Here is a 24,624-nt window from a genome sequence, read left to right as displayed (position 1 = left end):
TCCCGTTTCCGTCGTCCGGCATGGAATATAGGGTTCGCCGCGAAGCCCCGCAAGGAAGCGACAAGATGATGGCACCCTATGCCTGCCAGCCCGAAGACAGCCGCGGCCGCCGCTGGCCCGAGCGCATGTCCACCTTTCGCAGCCCCTGGCAGCGCGACCGCGACCGCATCATCCATTCCAGCGCCTTCCGTCGGCTGAAGCACAAGACCCAGGTCTTTGTCGAGCACGAGGGGGATTACTACCGCACCCGCCTGACCCATACGATCGAGGTGGCGCAGGTCGCCCGCACCATCGCCGGCGCGCTGGGGCTGAACACCGACCTGGCCGAGACGGTGGCGCTGGCGCATGACCTGGGCCACCCGCCCTTCGGCCATACCGGCGAAGATGCGCTGGCGGCGCTGATGGCGCCCTATGGCGGCTTCGACCACAATGCCCAGGCGCTGCGCATCGTGACCCGGCTGGAACGGCATTATGCCGATTTCGACGGGCTGAACCTGACCTGGGAAAGCCTGGAGGGCATCGCCAAGCACAACGGGCCGGTGACGGGCGAGCTGCCCTATGCGCTGGCCGAGGTGAATGCAGAATGGGATCTGGAGCTGCATACCAATGCCAGCGCCGAGGCGCAGGTGGCCGCGGTGGCCGACGACGTGGCCTACAACCACCACGACCTGCATGACGGTCTGCGCGCGGGGCTGTTCACCGAGGCGGATCTGGCACAGCTGCCGGTGGTCGGCGAGGCCTTTGCCGAGGTCGATGCGCTGCATCCCGGACTGGAACCGATGCGGCGCCGACACGAGGCGCTGCGCCGCGTCTTCGGCGTGATGGTCGAGGATGTGATCGCGGTCGCGCAGAACCGCCTGGCCGGCCTGCAACCGCAAGGCGTCGACGACATTCGCGGCATGGAGGGGCCGATCATCCGCTTTTCCAAGCCGCTTTACCAGAATCTCAAGGCGATCAAGCTGTTCCTGTTCCAGCGCATGTATCGCGCCCCCTCGGTGGTGGTCGAGCGCCGGCGCGTGACCGAGATGCTGAACGGGCTGTTCCCGCTGTTCCTGGCCGATCCGTCGAAAATGCCGCAGAACTGGTTCGAGGCCGCCGAGGCCGCCGGGGACGAGACCGGGCGCGCGCGGGTGGTCTTGGATTACGTCGCCGGCATGACCGACCGCTTCGCCATCCAGGAGGCGCAGCGCCTGCTGGGCTGAGCGCGGGGCCTGTCCGGCCGGCTGCGCGCCGGCCGGCGCTTTTCTGTTCCCGTCCTTCGTCGGGCGGCGGGCTTGCGATTGAACCCGCGCAAGGGATCGCGCGTTCGGCCAGCAGGTCACGGCAGAAAAGGAGAACGGCGATGATCGTGAATTCCGGTTCGGCGAAATGGGAAGGCGGGCTCAAGGACGGCAAGGGGGTGCTGTCCACCAAGTCCGGGGCGCTGAGCAGCCAGCCCTATGGCTTCAACACCCGCTTCGAGGGCCTGCCCGGCACCAACCCCGAGGAACTGATCGGCGCGGCCCATGCGGCCTGTTTCAGCATGGCTCTGTCGGCGATCCTGCAAGAGGCGGGGATCGGCAATGTGCGGATCGAGACGACCTCCGAGATCGGGCTGGCCAAGGAGGGCGACGGCTTCGCCATCAAGACAGCGCATCTGAACACCCGGATCTGGGGCGACGGCGACAGGGCGGTGATCGAAGAATGCGCCCGCAAGGCCGAAAAGGGCTGCCCGGTCAGCAGGGTGCTGAATGCCGAGGTGACGATGGACGTGACGGTGGGGTAAGATCGGCCATGCCATGCGGCGCGGCTGTGCGCCGCATGGTCGCGGTCATTGGCTCCACCGGCATGCCGCGGGCCTGCGCCCGGAGCCGCCTTACGATTCGACCAGGAAGGACAGGCCGTCCCTGGCATCCCAGAACTGGAACCTTGCCGAACGCGCGGGCGTCTTGACGGTGATTACCGAATCGGAATGCGCCTGGACCGTGCCGCCGTTCCGGGCAGCGTAAGCCTCGGCAAGTGCCCTCAGCTCGGCCTTACCGTTCGGCGCCTTACCTTGCGACGACGTGACCATGCAGCCATTGCGGCGCGTGTCGAATTGTACGCCGATGTCCTCGGCATTCCGGCCCAGGCTGACCTTGAGCGTGCCGAGCGGTGGAATCGGGCTCGCCTTGTAATAGACATTGGCGAGGTCCACCCCATCCGGCGTGCCGCCAATGCTAGCGATGCAGAACTGATCGAAGCGTTGGGCGGCAAGGCTCATGATCCTGGTGTCGAGCCTTGCAGCCGCCGACGGCGGCGCAACGCTGGGGGCTTCACCGCAAGCCGCCAGCATCAGGGTCAGGGTCAGCGTAAAGGCGGCAAGCAAGCGATTGCGATACATGAAACGACCCCACTGATTAAACAAAACAGACATAATAGCGGGTTGGCGCGACATGCAAGCTGCGACGTAAGTGCCGGAACTCGACAAGATGCCTATCGAGAAGGCCAGGGCTCTTTCTGGACCGTCACCAATCTTTGGCGATAAAGGCTTACACCATCATTTCCTTCGTCGCCGTCAGCTTCAATTCGGGGTGGTCGCGCCCGACGCGGTCGATGTCCCATTGCAGGCGGGTCAGGTAAACTAGGTCGCCGTCGTGGTCCTGCGCCATGTGGCCCTTGTTGGCAATGGCAAAGGTCTCGACCTTGTCCTTGGGCCCGGACACCCAGCGGGCGCTGGTGAATTGCGAAGATTCGAAGCGCACCGGCAGGCCGTATTCCAGCTCGATCCGGCTCGCCAGCACCTCGAATTGCAGCGCGCCCACCACGCCGACGATGAAGCCCGAGCCGATCATCGGCTTGAACACCTTGGCCGCGCCCTCCTCGGCGAATTGCATCAGCGCCTTTTCCAGATGCTTGGCTTTCATCGGATCGCCCGCGCGCACGGTCTGCAGCAGTTCCGGCGCAAAGCTCGGGATGCCGGTGAAGCGCAGCGCCTCGCCCTCGGTCAGCGCATCGCCGATGCGCAACTGGCCGTGGTTCGGAATGCCGATGATGTCGCCGGCCCAGGCCTCCTCGGCCAGTTCGCGATCGGCGGCCAGGAACAGCACCGGGTTCGATACCGCCATCGGCTTTTTCGAGCGCACGTGCAGAAGCTTCATCCCCCGCTCGAAATGCCCCGAGGCCAGGCGGACGAAGGCCACACGGTCGCGATGCTTGGGATCCATGTTGGCCTGCACCTTGAAGACGAAGCCGGTCACCGGCTTTTCCTCGGGCGCGATCTGGCGCTCGGCGGCGTTCTGCGGCTGCGGCTGCGGGCCGAACTCGCCGATGCCGGTCATCAGCTCCTTGACGCCGAAGCTGTTGATGGCCGAGCCGAACCAGATCGGCGTCATGTGCCCTTCCAGAAAGGACTTGCGGTCGAAGGCGGGCAGCAGTTCGCGCGCCATCTCCAGCTCTTCGCGCAGCTTCTCCAGCAGCTCGGCCGGGACGTGATCGGCCAGCTTGGGATCGTCCAGGCCGGAAATCTGGATCGACTCGGCCACCTTGTTGCGGTCGGCGCGGTCCATGATCTCCAGCCGGTCGTGCAAGAGATCATAGGCGCCGATGAAGTCGCGGCCCATGCCGATGGGCCAACTGACCGGCGCCACGTCGATGGCCAGGTTTTCCTGGATCTCGTCGATGATCTCGAAGGTGTCGCGGCTTTCGCGGTCCATCTTGTTGCAGAAGGTCAGGATCGGCAGGTCGCGCAGCCGGCAGACCTCGAACAGCTTGCGGGTCTGGCTTTCGACGCCCTTGGCGCCGTCGATGACCATGATCGCGGCGTCCACCGCCGTCAGCGTGCGATAGGTATCCTCGGAGAAATCGCTGTGGCCGGGCGTGTCCACCAGGTTGAAGCGATAGGGCCCGAAATCGAAGCTCATGGCCGAGGCGGAAACCGAGATGCCGCGGTCCTGCTCCATCTTCATGAAGTCCGAGCGGGTGCGCCGCGCCTCGCCCTTGGCGCGGACCTGGCCGGCCATCTGGATCGCGCCGCCGAACAGCAGGAACTTCTCGGTCAGCGTGGTCTTGCCCGCGTCCGGGTGCGAGATGATCGCAAAGGTGCGGCGGCGGGCGATTTCGGGCGGAAGATCGGGACAGTTCATCATGCCCCGCGCTTTAGCGCGCGGCGCGCGCAGTCTCAAATGGAATCGCGGCCCGGATGGAATCGGGGTCAGACGAATTGTTCACGGATCAGCCGTTCCTCGAGCCCGTGGCCGGGATCGAAAAGCAGCCGGTGCCGGATGGTGTTCTCGGAGCGGATCTCGACCCAGAGCACCGAGTCGACGCCGCGCGAATCGGCATCGGCCATCACCGGGCGCTTGTCGGGGTCGAGCACGTCGATGCGCACCGTCGCCGACTTGGGCAGGATGGCGCCGCGCCAGCGCCGCGGCCGGAAGGGCGCGATGGCGGTCAGCGCCAGCACGTCCGAACCGAGCGGCAGGATCGGCCCGTTCGCCGAATAATTGTAGGCGGTCGAGCCGGCGGGCGTGGACAGCAGCGCGCCGTCGCAGATCAGCTCCTCCATGCGCACCCGGCCGTTCACGCTGATGCGCAGCCGCGCCGCCTGCGGGCCGGCGCGCAGCATGCTGACCTCGTTGATCGCCAGCGCGCAATGCTCGTGCCCGTCGGTGGTGCCGGCGGTCATGGCTAAGGGGTTGACCACGGTTTCCTCGGCGGCGCGGATGCGGCCGGGCAGATCGTCCTCGCAATAGGCATTCATCAGAAAGCCCACCGTGCCCCGGTTCATGCCATAGACCGGCAGGCCGCGGTTCTGGTGCATGACCGACAGCATCAGCCCGTCGCCGCCCAGCGCCACGATCACCTCGGCCTCGCGGATCGGCACATGGCCGTAGCGCGCCGACAGCGTCTCGGCCGCGGTCACGGCGGTTTCGGTACTGGAGGCGATGAAATGCATCTTCATGCGGCCATCATGGCCAGCCGCCGGGCGGAAGCAAGTCCCGGCGACGCATGGGATATCTACCATCAAGGCGTCGCATCCGTCCTAGCGGGGCGCGGCGAAAGGCGCTAGAAGGCCGGCAAGCCGCTTTTTGCATGAGGACCAGATGACCGATACCGGATTCTTCACCGAGACGCTGGACAGCCGCGACCCCGACATCTTCGGCGCCATCCGCAAGGAACTCGGCCGCCAGCGCGACGAGATCGAGCTCATCGCCTCGGAAAACATCGTCTCCAAGGCCGTGCTGGAAGCGCAGGGCTCGGTGCTGACCAACAAATATGCCGAGGGCTATCCGGGCAAGCGCTATTACGGCGGCTGCCAATATGTCGACATCGTCGAGACCCTGGCGATCGAACGCGCCAAGGAACTGTTCGATTGCGCCTATGCCAACGTCCAGCCGAACTCGGGCAGCCAGATGAACCAGGCGGTGTTCCTGGCGCTGTTGCAGCCGGGCGACACCTTCATGGGGCTGGACCTCAATTCGGGCGGGCACCTGACGCATGGCTCGCCGGTCAACATGTCGGGCAAGTGGTTCAACGTCGTCAGCTACGGCGTGCGCCAGCAGGACCAGCTGCTGGACATGGACGAGATCCGCAAGTCGGCGCATGAACACAAGCCCAAGCTGATCCTGGCCGGCGGCACCGCCTATTCGCGCGTCTGGGACTGGGCCGAGTTCCGCAAGATCGCCGACGAGGTCGGGGCCTGGCTGATGGTCGACATGGCCCATATCGCGGGCCTGGTGGCCGGCGGCCAGCATCCCTCGCCGCTGCCGCATGCCCATGTCGTGACCACCACCACGCATAAATCGCTGCGCGGCCCGCGCGGCGGCATGGTGCTGACCAACGACGCCGAGATCGCCAAGAAGATCAACTCGGCGGTGTTCCCCGGCCTTCAGGGCGGCCCGCTGATGCATGTCATCGCCGCCAAGGCCGTGGCCTTCGGCGAGGCGCTGCGCCCCGAGTTCAAGGACTATGCCGCGCAGGTCGTCGCCAATGCCCGCGCCATGGCGGACGAGCTGATGAAGGGCGGCATCGACATCGTCTCGGGCGGCACCGACAACCACCTGTGCCTGGCCGACCTGCGCCCGAAAGGCGTGACCGGCAAGGCGACCGAGGCGGCGCTGGGTCGCGCCCATATCACCTGCAACAAGAACGGCGTGCCCTTTGACCCGGAAAAGCCCTTCGTGACCTCGGGCATCCGGCTCGGCGCACCCGCCGGCACCACCCGCGGCTTCAAGGAAAAGGAGTTCCGCCAGATCGCCCGCTGGATCGTCGAGGTCGTCGACGGCCTGGCCGCCAATGGCGAGGAAGGCAATGCCGAGGTGGAGGCCCGCGTCAAGGCCGAGGTCGAGGCGCTTTGCGCCCGTTTCCCGCTTTATAACGGCATGTGATCCCGGCGCGGGGCGGGTTCACCCGGACCCGCCCCGCCCAGCGCCCTGCCCGACATTGCGGGCGGGGTCTTGATGCGCACGGGACCAGCCGTTGCGGCTCTGCTCCGGGCTTGTCGCGGGGAACAGGTGCAGGTCGGAGCAAGGCCGCATCGCATGACCCGCGGCGCCGATATTCCGGCGCTGGATATTCCGGCGCCCCCGGCCGTCGCTGGTGCGGCTCCATGATGGCCGCATTCCCTGCCTGGGGTCGCTTCCGGCGCGCTTGACCGCTGCGCCGCTCCAGCCGCCAAGCAACCCGTCGGCCCGGCGCGGGTATGGAGGCTGCTGCGATGCCGGGCCCATATCACGACGGAGCCGGCAGCCGCGCTTTTCCGGAATGCCGGCAACAGCTGGCTCCCGCACGGCGCATCCCTGTGGCGGCCTTCAGATCAGCCCGCGCCGCATCATGATCCAAATGGCGACGGCACCCAGCAGCAACAGGCCGAACAGCACGCTTGCCGCGATGCTGGCCGCCCCGCCCCGCAGCCGCATCCCCTGGCCCAGCGGCCGCAGATAGGCCGTCAGCGCCTTATGCGCATGCTCCAGCCGCGCGAAATCCACCTGGCGCGCCAGCTTGGGCTGGCCGGCCTTGCGATCGGCCTCGGCCAGGATGCGCGCCTCGCGCCGCAGCCGCCGCGGCAGCGCGGCGCCGCGCTTGCGCAGCATGCTTTCCAGATCGGCCTGCTGGCCGCGCCTGAGACCGCCGAACCGCGCCGCCATCAGGCTGGCCACCTCGTCCGCCATCGGCCGGATGCTTTCGATGCCCATCGCCCCCATCCCGTTTTCGCCAAGGCTAGCGCCTCTGGCGCCGCTTCGCCAGTGCCGCTAGGGTGCGCGCATGATGCTGAACATGACCATGACTGGAATGGATTCGGATCGGCCGCCGGTGCTGCTGGCGCATGGGCTGTTCGGATCGGGGCGCAATCTCGGCGGTCTTGCGCGACGCCTGGGCGAAAGCCGGCGGGTGATCTCGGTCGACATGCGCAACCATGGCGACAGTTTCCACGACCCCGACCATGGCTATGCCGCGCTGGCCGGCGACCTGGCCCAGGTGATCGCGGCGCAGGGCGGGCGGGCGGATGTGCTGGGGCATTCGATGGGCGGCAAGGCCGCGATGATGCTGGCGCTGACGCAGCCCGACCTGGTGCGCCGCCTTGTCGTCATGGACATCGCCCCCTTCGCCTATGGCCACAGCCAGAGCGGCCTGATCGACGCCATGGAGGCGGTGGACCTTGCCGGGCTTCGCCTGCGCTCCGAGGCCGATGCGCGGTTGGCCCGGCATGTCGCCGATCCGGGCGTGCGGGCATTTCTGCTGCAATCGCTGGACTTGAAGGCCGATCCGCCGCGCTGGAAGTTCAACCTGCCGGCGCTGCGGGACCAGATGCCCCAACTGGTCGGCTGGCCGGTGGCGCCCAGGGGCGGTTTCACCGGTCCCGCGCTGTTCCTGGCGGGCGAAGATTCGGATTACTGCCGCGCGCCGCAGCTCGAGGCGATCCGCGAATATTTCCCCCAGGCCGAGATCCGCCTCATTCCCGGCGCGGGGCATTGGCTGCATGCGGACCGCCCGGCCGAGGTCGCCGAGGCGGTGGCGGTATTCCTGGACTGACCGGCCGCCGCGCGAATCTCAGCCGCCGGGACAGCGCAGCGACAGCCGCGCCTCGCCGGTATCGCCGGGGATGCGGCTGCGCAGGCTGTTCGGAACCGCCTGGCATCCGGTCGTCCGCTCGGCGGCGATCACCATCAGCTCCGGCACCGCCGCCCGCGCATCCCGGCCAAGATATCCCAGGCGGATCACCTCTGCCTGGCTGGCGTCGTGGAAGACGGCAAAGCGGATGCCCTCCAGCGTGATGTCATGCCGCTGGGCACCGAAAAACTGCGGCGCGGGCGAGGCACAGGCGGAAAGGAACAGCACAAGAAGCAGAATCACACGCATGGCACCTGTCTAGCGGCCACCGGTTAAGAAACCCTTAATGGGCGGGGAACCGCGGCCAAGGGCAGGCGTTGATCCCAAGGGAAAACCCGCAGGAGATTGAATATGCGTAAAATTATTCACGTTTCGCCCCTGCTTGCGCTGCTGGCCCTGGCCGCCTGCCAGACGGTGCAGGGCGCCGGGCGCGACCTGCAAAGCGCCGGGCAGGCGATCAGCCGGGAAAGCCAGGAAGCCCAGGCGGGCATGTGAACCGCCTCAGGCGGCGCTGGCGCAATCCCCGCAAACCGGCGTGTCAGGCAGCAGGTCCAGCCGCGCCGGCGCAATGGTGGTTCCGCAGCCGGTGCAAATCCCGTAATCGCCGCTTTCCATGCGGCGCAGGGCTGCCTCGATACGCGCCACCTCGATGCGCTGAACCTTGCCGAGCGCCTGCAAGATATTCTCTTGCGCGCCGCCCGCCCTGCGCGAATCGGGGGCCGGGGCAACCCGCAGCGCATCCCCGATGCAGGCAAGATCGGCAAGAAGGGCCTTGCGGCGCATCAGCAGCATGGTCTTGCGCATATCTGGAACCATGGATTTTCCCCTCTTGGCCGTCTTCCTTCTGCCCCGGTCGCGCCGCGCCCGATATGACTTGCGTCAAGTTGTCACGGTGCCGCGACCGCCGCGGCAAAGCGGCCATCCCCTGCACGGGACGAAATCGGCCGGGATCCGCCGGCGGGGTCGCCGATTTCAAGACATTCCTTGCCGATCGGTCGCCGGCAGGCCCGGCTCCGGCTTGAGCGGCCTGTCGAGCAAGCTAGGCTTTGCCGGCAACGAGCAGGAAAGAAGAAAGGAACAAGGATGCGTCGGATGATCACGGTCGGCCTTTGCCTGGCCGGAATGGCAGTCGCGGGTTGCGAAACGATGCAGGGCGCGGGGCGCGACATGCAGACCGCGGGGCAGTTGCTGAGCGAACAGGCGGCCAACAGCCAGGTGCAGATGGGGCAACCGGCCCCCTATGGGGCCGCGCCCGCCCCCTATGCACCGCCGGAAGCGGCACCCGCGCCCTATTGACCGACAAGCGCCCCGCGCCAGGCCGTCCCTGCGGGGCGTTCCGGGCCTTGGCGCTACAGGCTAGGGCGTGCCGGTTTCCGTGCCGGCCAGCCGCGACAGGAGCCGGTCCAGGACGCCGGCCTCCGGCCCAGTCCGGCCAACAGCTTGGCCCGGAAGGCCTGGGCGATGCGCCCGAGCCGCGCCATCAGCGCCCGGCCCTCGGGCGCCAGCTCCAGCACGACCGGGCGGCGGTCGGCCGCGTTTCCCGATTTGCGCACCCATCCCGCCTCTTGCAGCCGCGACGCGGCTGAGTACCGACTTGTCCAGGTGCACACGGGCATGGATGCGCGCACGCGGACCGCGCCGCAATGGGCCAGATGCGCCAGCAGCCGCCATGCGGTCATCAAGTGGTGCGGCCGGTTCCACGAGACCTGGATCGACCACAGCCCGCTGGACGTGGTGGCCTGGCACGGCAATTACTGCCCCTGCAAATACGACCTGCGGACCTATGCGCCGGTGGGTGCGGTGCTGTTCGACCATCCCGACCCGTCGATCTTCACCGTGCTGACCGCGCCCTCGGGGCAGGAGGGGACGGCAAATATCGGCTTCGTGCTGTTCCGGGAACGCTGGCAGGTGGCCGAACACAGCTTCCGCCCGCCCTGGTATCACAAGAACATCATGTCCGAGCTGATGGGCAATATCCACGGCATCTATGACGCCAAGCCGCAGGGCTTCGCGCCGGGCGGCATCAGCCTGCACAATTGCATGCTGCCGCACGGCCCGGATCGCGACGCCTTCGAGGGGGCCTCCAACGCGGAACTGAAGCCCGAGAAGCTGGACGACACCATGTCCTTCATGTTCGAGACCCGCTTTCCCCAGCACCTGACCGAATTCGCCGCCCGCGAGGCCCCGATGCAGAAGGACTATATCGAGGTCTGGAAAAAGCTGGAGAAGAAGTTCGACGGCACGCCGGGCGGGAAGTGAAAGCCCAAAGCCAAGCGGGATACCTTAAGTACAGCTTAACAATCTATCAATAATCCATACAAGACTCGGGATAGGGCGCATTGCTAGGTTTCTTCCACGGCACGAGCCGATGGGAGGAACTCATGACAGTTGCCAGCCGCGCTTCTGCGGCGTCCAACGTTTCGTTGGCGCTGCGGGCATGGAATATTCGTCGCAAGGCCCTGCTGATGGGCGAGGTGCAGGGACAGGGCTATATCGGCCAGGCGCTCGGCGTGGCCGATGTGCTGGCCGCATCCTATTTCCACGCGTTGAAATACGATCCGAAGGATCCGGAATGGGAAGGCCGCGACCGCTTCCTGCTGTCGATCGGGCATTACGCCATCGCGCTTTACGCCGTGCTGATGGAAGCCGGCATCCTGCCCGAGGAAGAGCTTGAAACCTACGGCATGGACGATTCCCGCATGCCGATGTCGGGCATGGCCTCCTATACGCCGGGGATGGAGATCACCGGCGGTTCCCTGGGCCATGGCCTCGGCATCGCCGTCGGCATGGCGATGGGGCTGAAGCGCAAGAACAGTTCGGCCTTCGTCTACAACCTGATGTCGGATGGCGAACTGGGCGAGGGATCGACCTGGGAGGCAGTGATGTCCGGCGTCCAGCACCGGCTGGACAACCTGATCTGCCTTGTCGATTTCAACGACCAGCAGGCCGACGGCAAATCGACCGCCGCGCTGGCCCAGGGCGACGAGCGTGCCAAATGGCAGGCCTTCGGCTGGCACGCGCAGCGTGTGGACGGCAACGACCTGGACGCCGTCGTCGCCGCATTCGATGCCGCACGCGAAACCGACCATCCCGGTCCCCGCGTGATCATCTTCGACACCACCATGTGCAAGGGCGTCGATTTCCTGGAGAAACGCGAAATCACGCATTTCGTCCGCGTCGAGGCGGATGAATGGGCCAAGGCCCTGGCCGTCCTGGAAGAGGGGAAACCGCAATGACGCTGGCATCCATGAAGCGCAAATACGAACCGCGCAAGCTGCCCGAGGGGCCGCGCGTGGCGACCACGGCGATGATCGCCTCGCTGGCCGCCGAGGGCTATGACACCGTGGCGGCACCCTTCGGCCATGCGCTGGTCGAGGCGGCGCAGAAGGACGACAAGATCGTCGGCCTGTCCGCCGACCTTGCCAAATATACCGATCTGCACATCTTCGCGCAGGCGATGCCCGACCGCTTCTACCAGATGGGCATGGCCGAGCAGTTGCTGATGTCGGCCGCCGCCGGGCTGGCGCGCGAGGGCTTCAACCCCTTTGCGACGACCTATGCGGTCTTTGCCAGCCGTCGCGCCTATGACTTCATCGCCATGGCCATCGCCGAGGAGAACCTGCCGGTCAAGATCGTCTGCGCCCTGCCGGGCCTGACCACCGGCTACGGCCCCAGCCATCAGGCGACCGAGGATCTGGCGATCTTCCGCGGCCTGCCGAACATGACCGTGATCGATCCCTGCGACGCCGACGATATCATCGGCATGGTGCCGCAGATCGTCGCCCATGACGGCCCGGTCTACAGCCGGCTGCCGCGCGGCAAGGTGCCCACGGTGCTGACCCGCCACAAGCCCGACTACAGGTTCCAGTTGGGCAAGGCGCAGGTGATCCGCGAGGGCAAGGACGTGCTGATCGTCTCGACCGGGTTCATGACCATGCGTGCGCTGGATGCCGCCGAGGCGCTGGCCCGCGATGGGGTCGATGCGGCGGTGCTGCATGTGCCGACGATCAAGCCGCTGGATACCGAGACGATCCTGGCCGAGGCGCGCAAGGGCGGGCGGCTGGTGGTCACGGCCGAGAACCATACCGTCGTCGGCGGTCTGGGCGAGGCGGTCGCCGCCACGTTGTTACGCAATGGCGTCACGCCGGCCTTCCGCATGATCGGCCTGCCGGACCAGTTCCTGGAGGCCGGCGCCCTGCCGACCCTGCACGAGATGTACGGCCTGACGGTCGGCAAGATCACCGAACGCATCAAGGGCTGGCTGTAAGCCGGCCCCCCAATTCAGACAATCAGGAGGAGAAGGCCATGGGCCTGCTGGACGGAAAATTCGCGGTGGTGACCGGGGCGGCCTCGCCACGCGGCCTGGGCAAGGCCACGGCGCAACTCTTTGCCGAACATGGCGCCACCGTCGCCATTCTGGACCTCGACGCCGATCAGGCTAGGGCGGCTGCAGCGGATCTGGGCGAAGGCCATGTCGGGCTGGCCTGCGACGTGACCGATCAGGACGCCTGCGAGGCGGCGATTGCAAACCTCATCGATCGCTGGGGCCGGGTCGATGTGCTGGTGAACAATGCCGGCATTACCCAGCCGCTCAAGATCATGGAAATCGAGCCTCGGAATTACGACGCGGTTCTGGACGTGAACCTGCGCGGCACGCTCTACATGAGCCAGGCGGTCATTCCCGCCATGCGCGAACGGAAGGCGGGCAGCATCGTCAACCTGTCCTCGGTCTCGGCGCAGCGTGGCGGCGGCATCTTCGGCGGGCCGCATTACTCGGCGGCCAAGGCCGGCGTGCTGGGCCTGACCAAGGCCATGGCGCGCGAACTGGCGCCGCAGAACATCCGCGTGAACGCGGTCTGCCCCGGCTTCATCGCCACCGACATCACCGCCGGCAAGCTGACGCCCGAGATGATGGACGGCATCCTTGCCGGCATCCCGATGGGCCGCGCCGGCGAAGCGCGCGATGTCGCGGGCTGCTGCCTGTTTCTGGCCTCGGATCTGGCGTCCTATTGCACCGGAACCGAGGTCGACGTGAACGGCGGCTCGCTCATCCACTGAAGGACCGGCCTGCCGCGAGGGGGCGGCAGGCCCATCATCTGCTCATTGGGAGGAACCACCATGAACTGCACCATCCTTGGGGCAATCCTGTCCAGCACCGTCTTTGCCGGTGCCGCCGCCGCCGACACCATCATCCTGGCCCATGCGCAGCCGCCGGGCAATCCGCGCTCGCTGGCGGCCGAGTTCTTCGCCGAAAAGCTGTCGGCCTGCACCCAGGGCCGCATCACCGTCAACGTGGCGGGCGCCGCGACGATGGGCGACGATGTCGAGGCGCTGACCTCGACCTCGGCCAATGTGATCCAGATCACCGCCAACAGCCAGGGCGCCACGGCGCAGATCGTGCCCGAGTTGAACGTGATCGGCCTGCCCTTCCTGTTCGCCGATGCGCCCAGCGCCTGGAAGGCGATCGACGGCGAGATCAGGGCGCAGATCGACGAAAGGGCGCAGAATGCCGGGCTGAAGCTGCTGGGCTTCTGGGACAACGGCATCCGCCATGTCAGCCACCTGTCCCGGTCGATCACCACGCCGGCCGACCTCAAGGGCGTCAAGATCCGCACGCCGCCCGACGACATGACCATCGCGATCTTCAAGGCGCTTGGCGCGAACCCGGCGCCGCTGACCTTCGCGGAACTGCCGACCGCGCTGCAATCGGGGGTCTTCGAGGCGCAGGAGAACCCGCTGACGAACATCTATTCGTCCAAGCTGCACGAGATCACCAGGCATATCTCGCTGACCGGCCATAAATACGAGACCTCGCCGCTGCTGGCCAGCATGGCCTGGTGGGCGTCGCTGTCGCCCGAGGATCAGGATTGCGTCCAGACCTCCGCCGACGAGGCGACGGCGTTCCAGAGGCAGACTGCCGAAGAGCAGGAGGTGGAGGTCCGCCAGAAGCTGGAGGCCGAGGGCGCCATCGTCACCGAACTCGAAGATCGTCAGGCTTTCATCGACGCGACGGCGGGGGTCTATGACGAATATCGCGCCCGCTTCCCGGAACTGGTCGATGCGATCATCGCCGAGTCCGCAAAATGACCGGCGCGCTTCATCCCGACACCGCCGGAAAGGAGGGACGCCCGGCGCCCCCCGTCCTGCGCGGCATCGTCGCGGCACTGGACATGTCGGGGCGGCTGGTCTGCGTCGCGACCCTGATCGTGCTTTTCGTGGGGCTGATGGCCAATGTTGTCCTGCGCTATGTCTATGGCCAGGGGCTGGATTGGGCCTATGAAATCCATGCCATCCTGCTGCCCTGGATGATCGCGGGCGGGGTGGTGATCGCCACCGTCCACAGCCGCAACATCGCTATCACCATCCTGCCGGACCTGCTGTCCGACAGCGGCCGCAGGGTGCTGTTCATCCTCGTTTCGGTGCTGACGCTGCTGATCTCGGTCTTCGTGGTCTGGTCCGCGTTCCCGATCATCCGCGCAGCGCAATACCAGCGTCTCAGCGCCCTGGGCGGGATCAGCCAGCTTTGGGGCTATGCCAGCCTCGTCTACGGCTTCGGCGGCATCGCCGTGATCTGCGCCTGCGACCTGATCGCCGCGCTGATGGGGCGGACGCTGCGCTATGTCGAAACCGCTTCTAGCCTGAGCTGAGGAGGGCCCGGAATGACCCCGATTCTCGTGATCGCATTCTTCGGCCTGATGGCGCTGTCCGTGCCGGTGGCCCATGCCATGCTGGGCGGCACCGCGCTGGCACTGCTGGCGGACGGCAAGCCGCTGGCGGTGATCGCGCAGCGCCTTTACGCGCCGACGCAGGCGTTTCCCATGCTGGCGATCCCCTATTTCATCCTTGCCGGCTCGCTGATGATGCACGGCAAGTTCGGCGAATACCTGGTCAATATCGCGCGGCTGATCGTCGGGCGCTATCGCGGCGGGCTGGGGCAGGTCAGCATCCTCGGCTCGGTGATGTTCGGCGGCGTCTCGGGCTCGGCGGTGGCCGATGCCTCGGCCATGGGCAATGCGCTGATCCCGGTGCAGGTGCGCGACGGCTATCCCGCGCCTTTCGCGGCGGCGATCAACGCCTCGTCCTCGACCATCTCGGTGCTGATCCCGCCCTCGATCCCGCTAATCCTCTACGGGCTGGTGGCGAATGTCTCGATCGTGGACCTGTTCGTCGCCGGCATCCTGCCGGGCCTGCTGCTGGCTTGCGGGATGATGGGCATGGTCTGGTATATCGCCAAGCGTCGGGGCCTGCCCCCCGCGCCGCTGCCCGGCGGGCTCCGCGCCTTCAGAAGCCAGATCGTCTTCGCCCTGCCGGCGCTTCTGATGCCGATCTTCATCATCGGCACCCTGCGCTTCGGCATCGCCACGCCCACCGAGGTCAGCGTCATGGCCGTCGCCTATGCGCTGCTGATCGGCATCTTCTTCTATCGCGACGTGACGCCCCGGCTGATCTGGAATGCCCTGGTCGATACCGGCATGATGACCGGCGCGGTGATGCTGATCATCATGGCCTCTGGCACGATCCAGTGGATCCTGACCGCCGAGCAGGTGCCGCAGAACCTGGCGAGTTTTGTCGGGACACATCTGACGCAGCCGTGGATGGTGCTGATCGCGCTGAACCTGGTGATGCTGGTCGTCGGCATGTTCCTGGACCTGCCCGCCGCGGTGCTGCTGCTGGCGCCGCTGTTCGTGACCATCGGCAACACGATTGGGCTCGATCCGGTGCAGCTGGGGCTGATGATGGTGATCAACCTGTCGGTGGGGCTTTACACGCCGCCGGTCGGAACGACGCTGTTCATCTCGATGGCCATCGCCCGGACAGGAATCGGCCAGACCACCAGGGCGCTGCTGCCCTTCTATCTGGTGGCTCTAATACTGCTGCTGGCCTTTACCTTCATCCCGGCCCTGACGATCTACTGAGCGGCCGGAAACCGGGAATGCCGGGCGTCATCGCCCGGCATTCCCTCATCGCTCCTCGGACGTGACGAAGGCCGCCCGGCGCTCGAAGCGGGTCCGGTGCCCGCGTTCCTCCAGCCAGGCCCGCGCCTCGCGCATATGCTGGCGGCCCCTGTCCTTGACCCAGTCCGAGAACAGCCGCACCGCCCGGCGCCCCACATGGCGATGCGGACAGACGATCCAGTATCCCGGAAACTCGATCACCTCGAACGCGGTCGAGAACGGCACCAGATCGCCGCGCCGCAATTCCTCGAAGGCCAGGGTCATGCTGTCGAGGATCACCCCGCCGCCGTCCATGGCCATCTGCACCGACATGCTGGAACGGTCGAAGCGGCAGGGATAGGACATCGAGGCGCCCTGAACGCCGTGGCGCGGCAGCCAGTAATCCCAGCGGTAATAGGCCTTGACGCTGTCGATCAGCCTTGCATGGCGCAATTGTTCGCGCGGGTCGTCCGAGCGTTGGCGCAATTCCTCCAGATAGGCGGGCGCGCACATGGGAAAGACGAAATCATGCACGATGCAGGCGGTATGCAGCCCTTCCCAGTCGCCCTCGCCATAGCGCAGGTCCATATCGACGACCTCGGTGTCGAATTCGGTGAAATTGGGCGTCGCATCGACGCGGACATCCCATTCCGGGTGCCGCTTGCAGAAATCGGCAAGCCGGGGCGCCAGCCAGCGCACGCCGAAGGACGGGCTGACCCGGATCGAAAGATTGTGGGTTTCCCGCTGCCGGACGATGGCGGCCCGCACCTCGCGGATGGACTGGAAGGCCTGCGTGGCGGTCTGGAACAGGCGCTCGCCGTCGATGGTCAGCCGCAGATGGCGCCTTTCGCGGTGAAACAGCTTCACGCCCAGGTTCTGCTCCAGCAGCTTGATCTGCTGGCTGACCGCCGAGGCCGATATCTGCAACTCCTCGGCCGCGCGCATGACCCCGCCCAGCCGGGCGACCGCTTCGAAATGGACCATCGAGGACAGGTTGAGTTCGCGCACCATGCCCTGAATGTTAGGGCATCTTAAGCAATTGCGTAAGCAAGCTTCCGTCCGCCGCGGCAGAACGGCATCGGCACCCGCTTGCCGCGGGCGCCGCGACCGATCCTGGCCTGGCCAACGGGACGCATGGCCTCAGGCCGCCGGCAGGCCGACCCCGCCGGCCGCGGCCGCGCTCAGCGCCACGAAATTCAGCGCCTGCTGGCGGATGGCGGCCGCCAGTTCCTGGCGGGCCGACAGCAGGCTGCGCTCGGCATCCAGCACCGGGAAGAAATCCGCCTCGCCCAGCTCATAGGAGCTGCGGGTCAGGTTCACCGTCTCGCGCGCGTTCTCGACCAGCCGCGATTGCGCGGCGACGGCGCGCGCGTCGCGGTTATAGCCGGCCAGGGCGTTCTCGACCTCCTCGACCGCGCCCAGCACCGCGGCCTGCCAGGCCAGCCGCGCCTGCTCGGCCCGTGCCTCGGCGGCCGAAAGCCGGGCCTGGTTCGCCCCGCCCGAGAACAGCGGCAGCGAGATCTGCGGCCCGAAGCTCCAGCTTTTGCCATTGGTCGGCGTGATCGAACCCGACAGCGTCAGCCGCGGATAGAAGGCCGCCCGTGCCTCGCCGACATCGGCGGCGGCGGCGGCCAGGTTGCGCTCGGCCATGCGCACGTCGGGGCGCACGCGCACCACATCGGCCGGCACGCCGACGCTGGCGCTGTAGCGGGCGCGCGGCTGGCCGCCGCCCCGGCGCAGCTCGGCCGCCAGATCGGCGCTGCGCCCGGCGGTCAGCGTGGCCAGCCGGTTCACCGACTGGTCGAAACCGACCTCCAGGCCGGGCAGCGCCGCCTCGGCCTGCGCCACCAATTGCTCGGCCTGCAACACCTCCAGCCGCGAGACGCTGCCGAAGGCGTCCTGGGTGCGGGTCATCTCCAGCGTGCGGCGCCGGCTTTCCAGGCTTTGCCGGGTCAGCGCCAGCGCCTCCTGGTAATAGCGCGCATCGACATAGGCCGAGGCGATGGCGCTGGCCACGGTCAGCCGCGCCACCTCGGCCGAAAGATAGGCCGCGTCCAGCCGGGCCGAGGCGCCCTGCCGCGCCGCGCGGGTCGAGCCGAACAGGTCGACCAGCCAGGACACGCCCAGCGTGGCCGAGTCGCTTTCGAAGACGCCACGCTCATCGCGGCTGCGCGCGGCCGAGCCCTGCGCATCGACCTGCGGCAGGTCGCTGGCCCCGACCAGCCGGGCATTGGCCTGGGCCTCGCGGATGGTGGCGACGGCGGTCTGCACGTCCAGGTTGCGCTTGAGCCCGGCGGCGATCAGCGCGTCCAGCCGCTTGTCGCGGAAGGCCGCCCACCAGGCATTCGCCGCGGCACGACGGGCCGGGGAATTGGCGGCGAACTCGGCCGCCAGTTCGGCACGGGGCGCGGCATAGCGGACCGGGTTGCAGGCGGCCAGCGCAAGGCTGGAGACGAGCCCGCCCAAGAGGCCGCGGCGGGAGAAAGGCAAGGTCTGGGTCATCCGAAACTCTCTGTTGGGTGGCCCGGATTCCGGGCGCGAAAGGAACGGCAGGGACGGTTATCCACCGCCCCTGCCATGGGCTGCGACGCGACTCAAGCGGCCGTATCGCCGCGGATCGGCGCGGGCTTGCGGCCGCCGGTCGCCCGGCTGAACAGGCCCAGCACGAAGACGAAGAACACCGGCACGAAGAACACCGCCAGCACCGTGGCCGCGACCATGCCGCCGATGACCCCGGTGCCGATGGCGTTCTGGCTGGCCGCCGAGGGGCCGGTGGCGATGGCCAAGGGCACCACGCCCAGCGTGAAGGCAAGCGAGGTCATCAGGATCGGCCGAAAGCGCAGCTTGGCCGCCGTCACCGCCGCGTCGATCAGGCTTTGCCCCTGCTGGCGCAGATCCTTGGCAAATTCCACGATCAGGATGGCGTTCTTGGCCGATAGCCCGATGATCGCGATCAGGCCGACCTTGAAATAGATGTCGTTGGGCATGTCGCGCAGCATGACCGCGACGACGCAGCCCAGCACGCCCAGCGGCACCACCAGCATCACGGACAGCGGGATCGACCAGCTTTCGTAAAGCCCCGAAAGCAGCAGGAAGACGAAGAGGATGCTCATCGCGTAAAGCAGCGTCGCCTGCGACCCGGCCTGGATCTCCTCCAGCGACTGCCCGGTCCATTCATAGCCGAAGCCCTGCGGCAGTTCCGCCGCCAGCCGCTCCATCTCGGCCATGGCGGCGCCGGAACTGTAGCCCGGCCCGGCCGCGCCGGCGATGCGGATCGCGGGATAGCCGTTATAGCCCACGACCTGCGATGGCCCCTGCTCCCATGTCACGCTGGCAAAGGAGGAAAACGGCACCATGCCGCCACCCGCGTTGCGCACGGTCAGCTTCAGGATGTCTTCGGCCTGCATGCGCGAGTCGTCCTCGGCCTGCATGACCACGCGCTGCATCTTCCCGGCATTGGGGAAGTCGTTGATATAGGCCGAGCCCAGGTATTGCGAGATCGTCGCCGAGATGTCGGCGAAGGTCACGCCGAAGGCATTGGCCTTTTCGCGGTCGATGGTGACGAAGACCTGCGCGGCCGAGGGCAACCCCTCGATGCGCAGCCCGGTGGCGATGCCGTTTTCCTGCGCCTTGGCGATGATCTGCTGGGCGGCGGCCAGCAGCGCCTCGTGCCCCTGCCCGCCGCGGTCCTGCAGGCGGAAGCTGAAGCCGCCGGTGGCGCCGAAGCCGGGGATCGGCGGCGGCGACAGCGCGAAGGCCTGCGCGTCCTGGTAGCCGAACATCTGCATGTTCGCGGCATTGGCGATATCCTGCGCCGATTGCTCGCGCTCGGCCCAGTCCTTGAAGGTGACGAACATCAGCCCGGCATTGGGCCCCTGCCCCGAAAAGCTGAAGCCGCGGATCGCGACGGTATTCTCGACCGCCTCGTTGCCCTGGAACATCTGCGTCGCGGTGGCCAGCACCTCGTCGGTGCGGTTGGAACTGGCCGTGGCGGGCGTCTGGATGTCGGCGATGATGAAGCCCTGGTCCTCGTTCGGCAGGAAACTGGTCGGCAGGCGCAGGAAGCCCATGGCCGTCGCCCCGACCAGCAGCAAATAGAAAGCCATCATCACCAGCCGCCGCCGCGTGACCAGCCCGACCGCGCGGGTATAACGCTCGGTCAGCCGGTCGAAATTGCGGTTGAACCAGCCGAAGAAGCCCTTCCTTTCGTGATGGCCGCTGATCGGCTTCAGGAAACTCGCGCAAAGCGCCGGGGTCAGCGTCAGCGCCAGGAAGGCCGAGAACAGGATCGACACCACCATGGTCAGCGCGAATTGCCGATAGATGATGCCCGACGAGCCGGGAAAGAACGCCATCGGCACGAAGACCGCCGCCAGGACCAGCGTGATGCCGATGATGGCGCCCGAGATCTGGCCCATGGCCTTTTCCGTCGCCTCGCGCGGCGGCAGCCCTTCGGTCGCCATGATGCGCTCGACGTTCTCGATCACCACGATGGCGTCATCGACCAGGATGCCGATGGCTAGCACCATGGCGAACATGGTCAGCACGTTGATGGAAAATCCCGCCGCCAGCATGACCGCCACCGTCCCCATCAGCGCGATGGGCACGACGATGGTCGGGATGATGGTATAGCGGAAATTCTGCAGGAACAGGAACATCACCACGAAGACCAGCGCCATCGCCTCGACCAGCGTGTGCAGCACCTTCTCGATGGATGCCTCGACGAAGGGGGTGGTGTCATAGGGGATGGTATAGCTGACGCCGTCGGGGAAGAACCGCGACAGCTCCTCCATCTTCTGGTGCACCGCTTCCGACGTGTTCAGCGCGTTGCCGGTGGCCGAAAGCTGGATCCCCAGCGCCGCCGCCGGCTTGCCGTCGATGCGCGAGGCGAAGCTGTAGGTTTCCGCGCCCACCTCCAGCCGGGCCACGTCGCGCAAGAGCACGGTCGAGCCGTCGGGATTGGCGCGCAGCACGATCTTGCCGAACTCGTCCACGTCGTCCAGCTGCCCCTTGATCAGCACGGTCGCGGTCAGCTGCTGGCCGATGGGATTGGGGTCGGCGCCGACCTTGCCGGCCGCCACCTGCGCGTTCTGCGCCCGCACCGCCGCGACGATCTCGGCCGAGCTGAGGTTCAGCCCGGTCATCTTGGCCGGATCGACCCAGATGCGCAGCGCCCGTTCCGGGGCAAAGACCTGCGCCCGGCCCACGCCCTCGATGCGGCGGATCTCGCCCACCACGTTGCGGTTCAGGTAGTCGCCCAGCGCGATGTCGTCCATCGTGCCGTCATCCGAGGTCAGCGCCACCATCATCAGGAACCCGGTGCCCGCCTCTTCGATCAGCACGCCCTGATCGACCACGCTTTGCGGCAAAAGCGGCTCGACGCGGGCCACGGCGTTCTGCACGTCGACCTGGGCGCGGGCGATGTCGGTGCCCGGCTCGAAGGTGGCGGTGATCGACATGGCCCCCGAGGAATCCGAGACCGATTCGTAATAGGCCAGGCCCTCGACGCCGTTCAGCTCGTCCTCGATGGGCTGGGCAACGGCGCGGTTGATCTCGCCCGGTGCAGCGCCGGTATAGGCGGTCGAGATGGTGATCTGCGGCCAGGCCACCTGCGGATATTGCGCGATGGGCATCATCGGCAGCGCCAGCGCCCCGGCAATGACGATGAAGATCGAGATCACCCAGGCCAGCACCGGCCGGTGAATGAAGAACCGTGCCATCGCCCTACTCCTGTATCGGGGCCGATGCGGGCGCTTCGGCCGCCGCGGCTGCGCCGGCCGGCACCGCCGGCTGGGCGGCCGCGTCCACGGGCTGCGGCACCACCTTGGCATCGGGGTAAAGCTTCTGCGCCCCCGCCACCACGACCCGGTCGCCCGGCTCCAGCCCGCTTTCCACCAGCCAGCGGTTGCCGGCGGTCTGGCCCAGGGTCACGTCGCGGCGCTCGACCGTCTCGTCATCCTTCAGCGCATAGACATAGGCCTGGCCCGACTGGTCGCGCTGCACCGCCATCTGCGGCACGGTCAGGGCGTTGTCGCGCATGGCCTGCTCGATCCGCACCCGGACATAGAGGCCGGGCAGCAACTCGCCCTCGGGGTTCGGGAACTCGGCGCGCAGGGTGATCTGCCCGGTCGAGCTGTCGACGCTCGCCTCGGAAAACAGCAGCTTGCCGGGATGGGCATATTCGCTGCCGTCGTCGAAGATCAGCCGCACCGCCGCCTCGTCGGCCGAGATCATGGCCAGTTGTCCCGCCGCCAGCGCCCGGCGCAGCCCGAACAGTTCCGAGGAGGACTGGGTGAAATCCACATAGACCGGGTCGAGCTGCTGGATGGTCGCCATGATGTCGGTCTGGGCATTGACCAGCGCGCCCTCGGTCACAAGGGCGCGGCCGACCACGCCGGCGATGGGCGCCGTGACCTCGGTATAGGAACGGTTCAGCTGCGCCTCCTGCAGCGCCGCGCGGGCGATGGCGACATCCGCCTGGGCCTGGGCCAGCGCGGTGGCGGCATTGTCCAGATCGACCCCCGCCGTCACCTTGCGCTCGCGCAGGGCACGGGCGCGCTTTTCCTGGTCGGCGGCGTTCAGCGCCGTGGCCTCGGCCCGGGCCAGCGCGCCCTCGGCGCTGGCGACGCGCACATCATAGGGGGCGGGGTCGATGCGATAGAGCACGTCGCCGGCTTCGACCTTGCCGCCCTGCTCAAAGACGCGCTCGACGACGATGCCGCCGACGCGGGGCCGCACCTCGGCGGTGCGGGTTGCAGCCACGCGGCCGGGCAGTTCGTTCACCACCGGCAGCGCCTCGGGCGTCATCAGCTGCACGCTGACCTGGGGCGGCGGCAATTGCTGCGCGGCCGCCGGGGCGGCCGCCGTCAGGCAGCAAAGCACAAGCCCGGCGCAGAGGCCGGGGGACAGTCTCATGGTCATGGTTCTTTCCTGGGAAGGCTGAATGGTTCGGGGAGGGGTCAGTCTCCGGCTGCGCCGGGGTCGCTTTCCGCGACCGCCATCAATTCATCAAGGATCTCATCGCGGGTCTCCTGGTCGAAGCGGTGGAAGCCGAAATATTCCAGGAAGGCCATGCCGTGCAGCGTCAGCAGCGCCATCAGCATCCGCCGCCGGTCGGCCGCCTGGGCCGCCACCGTCTCGGCATCGCCGGCCAGCTTTTCGCGCATGATCTCGCGGCATTCGGCATGTTCGCCCATGCTGGCGCTGATGAGCAGCGCCATGTCCAGCTCCTCGTCGGTCGGCACGCGGCGGTATTCGTCGATCAGCGCGCGCAGCCGGGCGTTCGGCTCGCCCTCGCGCCGGGCGCGGATCTCGACGAAGCGCGCCTGATGCTGGGCCATCTTGTGGCGGATGAAGGCAGCCAGCAGCCCGGCCTTGCTTTCGCAATCATAGACCACGCTGGACTTGCTGATCCCGGCCTCCTTGGCCACGGCGTCGATGCTGAGCCCGGTAATGCCCGAACGCCGCGCCACCCGTTCGATGGCGCCCATCAACTCGTCGCGGTCGATCGTGCGCTTGCGTCCCATATTCGCCGCCAGAATTTCAATACGGTCGTTCGTTTATAATTCAGGCCATCTTCTGTCAACCGCTTCCCGGCAGAAACACCATGGCCGGGAGCCTTACCGGATCAACTCCAGGTCGTCCGACCTGCCTGCCCGCTGTGCAAGGCTTGTCATGGCAGAACCCCAGGCGCCCCCGGATCAGGAAGGACGCCCACGCCGCCATCGCCCGCGCGTTGCAGCCTCATGGTGCGCCAGACGCGACGCCGCGGCCCCTGTCGGCACATGTCTGTGCCTTGGCCGAGACTCACCCGAGCCGCTTGCGACAGCCGCGGCGGGCACGGTCTGTTTATGCCATCCGTTCCTGGTTCATGCCGCGCAACCGCACCGGAGGACAAAACCCCGCGTCCCGGCTCAACCCTCTCTGGCTGCCAAGGACCGAGTTCGCCTCGGCCTTGCCGCCATCGCCGGTCCAGATCGCCATCCGCAGGGCCTGCAGACTGGCGTTCTGAAACCGGCAAGATCCGGGGCTGAACCGCGGCCCCGGATCAGGGGTGTCATGTCCTGTGACATGGGCTCATTCTCTCCAGTTCGGGATAGCGCCGGTTCAGGGCAGCACGGATATGCACAGGGATCTCAATCTTGACCAGTTTCTCCAGGGCCACGAAGACCGAAATGAAACTGGCCTCGAAACACGGGAGTTCCTGCTGGATGCCCCGCACATGCATAGCGACGGATGTGGTCCCGATCCGCGTCGGCGCGACATGGCACAGCAAGGGCGCGCGCGGCGTGATTGGGCGCGAAAAGGCGTAATCCATCTTGACGAAAGGCATCCCGTAGCCGTGATCGACATTCATTTCGTACCAGCTTTCGCCATCCAGGAGATCGTCCCAGAATGCCTCCAGCGCTTCGAGCGCGAAGTCGGCGATCTTGCCGGTATAGGCAATGCGCGCAGGGTCGCAGTCGCCGAAACCAACGCGGCGGGACCAGATGAAATTCGCTGCCATGCTTTTGTCCTACATATTCGGGTAGTTCGGCCCGTCTCCGCCCTGTGGGGTTGTCCAGTTGATGTTCTGGGAGGGATCCTTGATGTCGCAGGTCTTGCAATGGACGCAGTTCTG

Annotated in this window: 26 protein-coding genes and 1 pseudogene; 13 read left to right on the top strand and 14 right to left on the bottom strand. The window is 67.0% G+C overall.

Annotation, left to right across the window (positions count from 1 at the left end; translation table 11 throughout):
- Positions 1-65 precede the first annotated feature (65 nt).
- Positions 66-1,202, top strand: a complete 1,137-nt coding sequence (locus tag ACDP63_RS09750) for a deoxyguanosinetriphosphate triphosphohydrolase (RefSeq protein ID WP_024843464.1) — start codon at positions 66-68, stop codon at positions 1,200-1,202.
- Positions 1,203-1,342: 140 nt separating this feature from the next.
- Positions 1,343-1,765, top strand: a complete 423-nt coding sequence (locus ACDP63_RS09745; protein WP_024843463.1) for an OsmC family protein — start codon at positions 1,343-1,345, stop codon at positions 1,763-1,765.
- 90 nt (positions 1,766-1,855) lie between these two features.
- Here ACDP63_RS09745 and ACDP63_RS09740 read toward each other — a convergent pair whose 3' ends face one another.
- From ACDP63_RS09740 to ACDP63_RS09730, 3 genes are all read right to left on the bottom strand, one after another.
- On the bottom strand, positions 1,856-2,362 hold the full coding sequence (locus ACDP63_RS09740) for a hypothetical protein (protein WP_024843462.1): 507 nt from the start codon (positions 2,360-2,362) through the stop codon (positions 1,856-1,858).
- Positions 2,363-2,510: 148 nt separating this feature from the next.
- Complete coding sequence (locus ACDP63_RS09735; RefSeq protein WP_024843461.1) at positions 2,511-4,106, bottom strand: peptide chain release factor 3; 1,596 nt, start codon at positions 4,104-4,106, stop codon at positions 2,511-2,513.
- A 65-nt stretch (positions 4,107-4,171) separates the two neighbouring features.
- Positions 4,172-4,921 (bottom strand): NAD kinase, encoded by a 750-nt coding sequence (locus ACDP63_RS09730; protein ID WP_024843460.1) that lies wholly within the window; start codon positions 4,919-4,921, stop codon positions 4,172-4,174.
- A gap of 142 nt (positions 4,922-5,063) precedes the next feature.
- Here ACDP63_RS09730 and glyA point away from each other — a divergent pair, with 142 nt between their 5' ends.
- Positions 5,064-6,347 carry a serine hydroxymethyltransferase gene (glyA, locus tag ACDP63_RS09725; RefSeq protein ID WP_409928008.1) on the top strand — a complete coding sequence of 428 codons (1,284 nt, stop codon included), beginning with the start codon at positions 5,064-5,066 and terminating at the stop codon, positions 6,345-6,347.
- 423 nt (positions 6,348-6,770) lie between these two features.
- Here the strand turns inward: glyA and ACDP63_RS09720 are convergent, their stop codons facing one another.
- A complete protein-coding gene (locus ACDP63_RS09720) occupies positions 6,771-7,154 on the bottom strand; it encodes a hypothetical protein (RefSeq protein ID WP_024843458.1) in 384 nt (127 codons plus the stop codon).
- Between the two features lie 73 nt (positions 7,155-7,227).
- Here ACDP63_RS09720 and ACDP63_RS09715 point away from each other — a divergent pair, with 73 nt between their 5' ends.
- The gene (locus tag ACDP63_RS09715; RefSeq protein WP_024843457.1) at positions 7,228-7,992 is read left to right on the top strand and encodes an alpha/beta fold hydrolase; all 765 of its coding nucleotides are present in this window, start codon (positions 7,228-7,230) and stop codon (positions 7,990-7,992) included.
- Between the two features lie 18 nt (positions 7,993-8,010).
- Here the strand turns inward: ACDP63_RS09715 and ACDP63_RS09710 are convergent, their stop codons facing one another.
- Positions 8,011-8,319 carry a hypothetical protein gene (locus ACDP63_RS09710; RefSeq protein ID WP_024843456.1) on the bottom strand — a complete coding sequence of 103 codons (309 nt, stop codon included), beginning with the start codon at positions 8,317-8,319 and terminating at the stop codon, positions 8,011-8,013.
- Between the two features lie 102 nt (positions 8,320-8,421).
- On the opposite strand from ACDP63_RS09710, the gene ACDP63_RS09705 reads away from it, so the two are divergent.
- Positions 8,422-8,565 carry an entericidin A/B family lipoprotein gene (locus tag ACDP63_RS09705; RefSeq protein WP_024843455.1) on the top strand — a complete coding sequence of 48 codons (144 nt, stop codon included), beginning with the start codon at positions 8,422-8,424 and terminating at the stop codon, positions 8,563-8,565.
- A 6-nt stretch (positions 8,566-8,571) separates the two neighbouring features.
- On the opposite strand, the gene ACDP63_RS09700 is transcribed toward ACDP63_RS09705, so the two are convergent.
- Positions 8,572-8,886, bottom strand: a complete 315-nt coding sequence (locus ACDP63_RS09700) for a TraR/DksA family transcriptional regulator (RefSeq protein WP_024843454.1) — start codon at positions 8,884-8,886, stop codon at positions 8,572-8,574.
- A gap of 267 nt (positions 8,887-9,153) precedes the next feature.
- On the opposite strand from ACDP63_RS09700, the gene ACDP63_RS09695 reads away from it, so the two are divergent.
- Positions 9,154-9,366 (top strand): entericidin A/B family lipoprotein, encoded by a 213-nt coding sequence (locus ACDP63_RS09695; RefSeq protein ID WP_024843453.1) that lies wholly within the window; start codon positions 9,154-9,156, stop codon positions 9,364-9,366.
- Between the two features lie 53 nt (positions 9,367-9,419).
- Here ACDP63_RS09695 and ACDP63_RS09690 read toward each other — a convergent pair whose 3' ends face one another.
- Entirely contained in the window at positions 9,420-9,623 is a 204-nt protein-coding gene (locus ACDP63_RS09690; RefSeq protein WP_028710619.1) for a MarR family winged helix-turn-helix transcriptional regulator, read from the bottom strand.
- Positions 9,624-9,747: 124 nt separating this feature from the next.
- Here ACDP63_RS09690 and ACDP63_RS09685 point away from each other — a divergent pair.
- The 7 genes and pseudogenes from ACDP63_RS09685 to ACDP63_RS09655 form a co-directional block, all read left to right on the top strand.
- Positions 9,748-10,329, top strand: a pseudogene (locus ACDP63_RS09685) (homogentisate 1,2-dioxygenase domain-containing protein); the annotation flags it as partial.
- A 122-nt stretch (positions 10,330-10,451) separates the two neighbouring features.
- Positions 10,452-11,306 carry a transketolase gene (locus ACDP63_RS09680; RefSeq protein ID WP_024845915.1) on the top strand — a complete coding sequence of 285 codons (855 nt, stop codon included), beginning with the start codon at positions 10,452-10,454 and terminating at the stop codon, positions 11,304-11,306.
- Positions 11,303-12,337, top strand: coding sequence for a transketolase family protein (locus ACDP63_RS09675; RefSeq protein WP_024845914.1), 1,035 nt, complete (start codon positions 11,303-11,305; stop codon positions 12,335-12,337). Before ACDP63_RS09680 ends, ACDP63_RS09675 begins: the two co-directional genes overlap by 4 nt.
- Positions 12,338-12,375: 38 nt before the next feature.
- On the top strand, positions 12,376-13,128 hold the full coding sequence (locus tag ACDP63_RS09670; RefSeq protein WP_024845913.1) for an SDR family NAD(P)-dependent oxidoreductase: 753 nt from the start codon (positions 12,376-12,378) through the stop codon (positions 13,126-13,128).
- A gap of 60 nt (positions 13,129-13,188) precedes the next feature.
- Positions 13,189-14,157, top strand: a complete 969-nt coding sequence (locus ACDP63_RS09665; RefSeq protein ID WP_024845912.1) for a TRAP transporter substrate-binding protein — start codon at positions 13,189-13,191, stop codon at positions 14,155-14,157.
- Positions 14,154-14,717, top strand: a complete 564-nt coding sequence (locus tag ACDP63_RS09660) for a TRAP transporter small permease (protein WP_024845911.1) — start codon at positions 14,154-14,156, stop codon at positions 14,715-14,717. Before ACDP63_RS09665 ends, ACDP63_RS09660 begins: the two co-directional genes overlap by 4 nt.
- A 12-nt stretch (positions 14,718-14,729) precedes the next feature.
- The gene (locus tag ACDP63_RS09655) at positions 14,730-15,986 is read left to right on the top strand and encodes a TRAP transporter large permease (protein ID WP_024845910.1); all 1,257 of its coding nucleotides are present in this window, start codon (positions 14,730-14,732) and stop codon (positions 15,984-15,986) included.
- A gap of 45 nt (positions 15,987-16,031) precedes the next feature.
- On the opposite strand, the gene ACDP63_RS09650 is transcribed toward ACDP63_RS09655, so the two are convergent.
- The 7 genes from ACDP63_RS09650 to ACDP63_RS09620 form a co-directional block, all read right to left on the bottom strand.
- Positions 16,032-17,015 (bottom strand): LysR substrate-binding domain-containing protein, encoded by a 984-nt coding sequence (locus ACDP63_RS09650; protein WP_024845909.1) that lies wholly within the window; start codon positions 17,013-17,015, stop codon positions 16,032-16,034.
- A gap of 129 nt (positions 17,016-17,144) precedes the next feature.
- Entirely contained in the window at positions 17,145-18,506 is a 1,362-nt protein-coding gene (locus tag ACDP63_RS09645; RefSeq protein WP_024845908.1) for an efflux transporter outer membrane subunit, read from the bottom strand.
- A 92-nt stretch (positions 18,507-18,598) separates the two neighbouring features.
- On the bottom strand, positions 18,599-21,724 hold the full coding sequence (locus ACDP63_RS09640; RefSeq protein WP_028710887.1) for an efflux RND transporter permease subunit: 3,126 nt from the start codon (positions 21,722-21,724) through the stop codon (positions 18,599-18,601).
- 4 nt (positions 21,725-21,728) lie between these two features.
- Positions 21,729-22,925, bottom strand: a complete 1,197-nt coding sequence (locus ACDP63_RS09635) for an efflux RND transporter periplasmic adaptor subunit (protein ID WP_024845906.1) — start codon at positions 22,923-22,925, stop codon at positions 21,729-21,731.
- 38 nt (positions 22,926-22,963) lie between these two features.
- Entirely contained in the window at positions 22,964-23,530 is a 567-nt protein-coding gene (locus ACDP63_RS09630; protein WP_024845905.1) for a TetR/AcrR family transcriptional regulator, read from the bottom strand.
- 530 nt (positions 23,531-24,060) lie between these two features.
- Positions 24,061-24,510, bottom strand: coding sequence for an acyl-CoA thioesterase (locus tag ACDP63_RS09625; RefSeq protein WP_024845904.1), 450 nt, complete (start codon positions 24,508-24,510; stop codon positions 24,061-24,063).
- Between the two features lie 9 nt (positions 24,511-24,519).
- On the bottom strand, positions 24,520-24,624 hold a 105-nt coding region (locus tag ACDP63_RS09620), incomplete at its 5' end, for a 4Fe-4S dicluster domain-containing protein (RefSeq protein WP_409928016.1).

It is taken from the genome of Paracoccus sp. P2, assembly GCF_046335115.1.
Lineage (GTDB): Bacteria > Pseudomonadota > Alphaproteobacteria > Rhodobacterales > Rhodobacteraceae > Paracoccus > Paracoccus pantotrophus.
The sequence above is the reverse complement of the archived record's forward strand: the minus strand, read 5'-3'. Positions and strand labels throughout refer to the sequence as shown.

What these genes read in the sequence shown, in the direction of transcription:
- ACDP63_RS09750 (WP_024843464.1), top strand. Translation starts at nt 66, where the DNA reads ATGATGGCACCCTATGCCTGCCAGCCCGAAGACAGCCGCGGCCGCCGC.
- ACDP63_RS09745 (WP_024843463.1), top strand. Translation starts at nt 1,343, where the DNA reads ATGATCGTGAATTCCGGTTCGGCGAAATGGGAAGGCGGGCTCAAGGAC.
- ACDP63_RS09740 (WP_024843462.1), bottom strand. Translation starts at nt 2,362, where the DNA reads ATGTATCGCAATCGCTTGCTTGCCGCCTTTACGCTGACCCTGACCCTG.
- ACDP63_RS09735 (WP_024843461.1), bottom strand. Translation starts at nt 4,106, where the DNA reads ATGATGAACTGTCCCGATCTTCCGCCCGAAATCGCCCGCCGCCGCACC.
- ACDP63_RS09730 (WP_024843460.1), bottom strand. Translation starts at nt 4,921, where the DNA reads ATGAAGATGCATTTCATCGCCTCCAGTACCGAAACCGCCGTGACCGCG.
- glyA (WP_409928008.1), top strand. Translation starts at nt 5,064, where the DNA reads ATGACCGATACCGGATTCTTCACCGAGACGCTGGACAGCCGCGACCCC.
- ACDP63_RS09720 (WP_024843458.1), bottom strand. Translation starts at nt 7,154, where the DNA reads ATGGGCATCGAAAGCATCCGGCCGATGGCGGACGAGGTGGCCAGCCTG.
- ACDP63_RS09715 (WP_024843457.1), top strand. Translation starts at nt 7,228, where the DNA reads ATGCTGAACATGACCATGACTGGAATGGATTCGGATCGGCCGCCGGTG.
- ACDP63_RS09710 (WP_024843456.1), bottom strand. Translation starts at nt 8,319, where the DNA reads ATGCGTGTGATTCTGCTTCTTGTGCTGTTCCTTTCCGCCTGTGCCTCG.
- ACDP63_RS09705 (WP_024843455.1), top strand. Translation starts at nt 8,422, where the DNA reads ATGCGTAAAATTATTCACGTTTCGCCCCTGCTTGCGCTGCTGGCCCTG.
- ACDP63_RS09700 (WP_024843454.1), bottom strand. Translation starts at nt 8,886, where the DNA reads ATGGTTCCAGATATGCGCAAGACCATGCTGCTGATGCGCCGCAAGGCC.
- ACDP63_RS09695 (WP_024843453.1), top strand. Translation starts at nt 9,154, where the DNA reads ATGCGTCGGATGATCACGGTCGGCCTTTGCCTGGCCGGAATGGCAGTC.
- ACDP63_RS09680 (WP_024845915.1), top strand. Translation starts at nt 10,452, where the DNA reads ATGACAGTTGCCAGCCGCGCTTCTGCGGCGTCCAACGTTTCGTTGGCG.
- ACDP63_RS09675 (WP_024845914.1), top strand. Translation starts at nt 11,303, where the DNA reads ATGACGCTGGCATCCATGAAGCGCAAATACGAACCGCGCAAGCTGCCC.
- ACDP63_RS09670 (WP_024845913.1), top strand. Translation starts at nt 12,376, where the DNA reads ATGGGCCTGCTGGACGGAAAATTCGCGGTGGTGACCGGGGCGGCCTCG.
- ACDP63_RS09665 (WP_024845912.1), top strand. Translation starts at nt 13,189, where the DNA reads ATGAACTGCACCATCCTTGGGGCAATCCTGTCCAGCACCGTCTTTGCC.
- ACDP63_RS09660 (WP_024845911.1), top strand. Translation starts at nt 14,154, where the DNA reads ATGACCGGCGCGCTTCATCCCGACACCGCCGGAAAGGAGGGACGCCCG.
- ACDP63_RS09655 (WP_024845910.1), top strand. Translation starts at nt 14,730, where the DNA reads ATGACCCCGATTCTCGTGATCGCATTCTTCGGCCTGATGGCGCTGTCC.
- ACDP63_RS09650 (WP_024845909.1), bottom strand. Translation starts at nt 17,015, where the DNA reads ATGGTGCGCGAACTCAACCTGTCCTCGATGGTCCATTTCGAAGCGGTC.
- ACDP63_RS09645 (WP_024845908.1), bottom strand. Translation starts at nt 18,506, where the DNA reads ATGACCCAGACCTTGCCTTTCTCCCGCCGCGGCCTCTTGGGCGGGCTC.
- ACDP63_RS09640 (WP_028710887.1), bottom strand. Translation starts at nt 21,724, where the DNA reads ATGGCACGGTTCTTCATTCACCGGCCGGTGCTGGCCTGGGTGATCTCG.
- ACDP63_RS09635 (WP_024845906.1), bottom strand. Translation starts at nt 22,925, where the DNA reads ATGACCATGAGACTGTCCCCCGGCCTCTGCGCCGGGCTTGTGCTTTGC.
- ACDP63_RS09630 (WP_024845905.1), bottom strand. Translation starts at nt 23,530, where the DNA reads ATGGGACGCAAGCGCACGATCGACCGCGACGAGTTGATGGGCGCCATC.
- ACDP63_RS09625 (WP_024845904.1), bottom strand. Translation starts at nt 24,510, where the DNA reads ATGGCAGCGAATTTCATCTGGTCCCGCCGCGTTGGTTTCGGCGACTGC.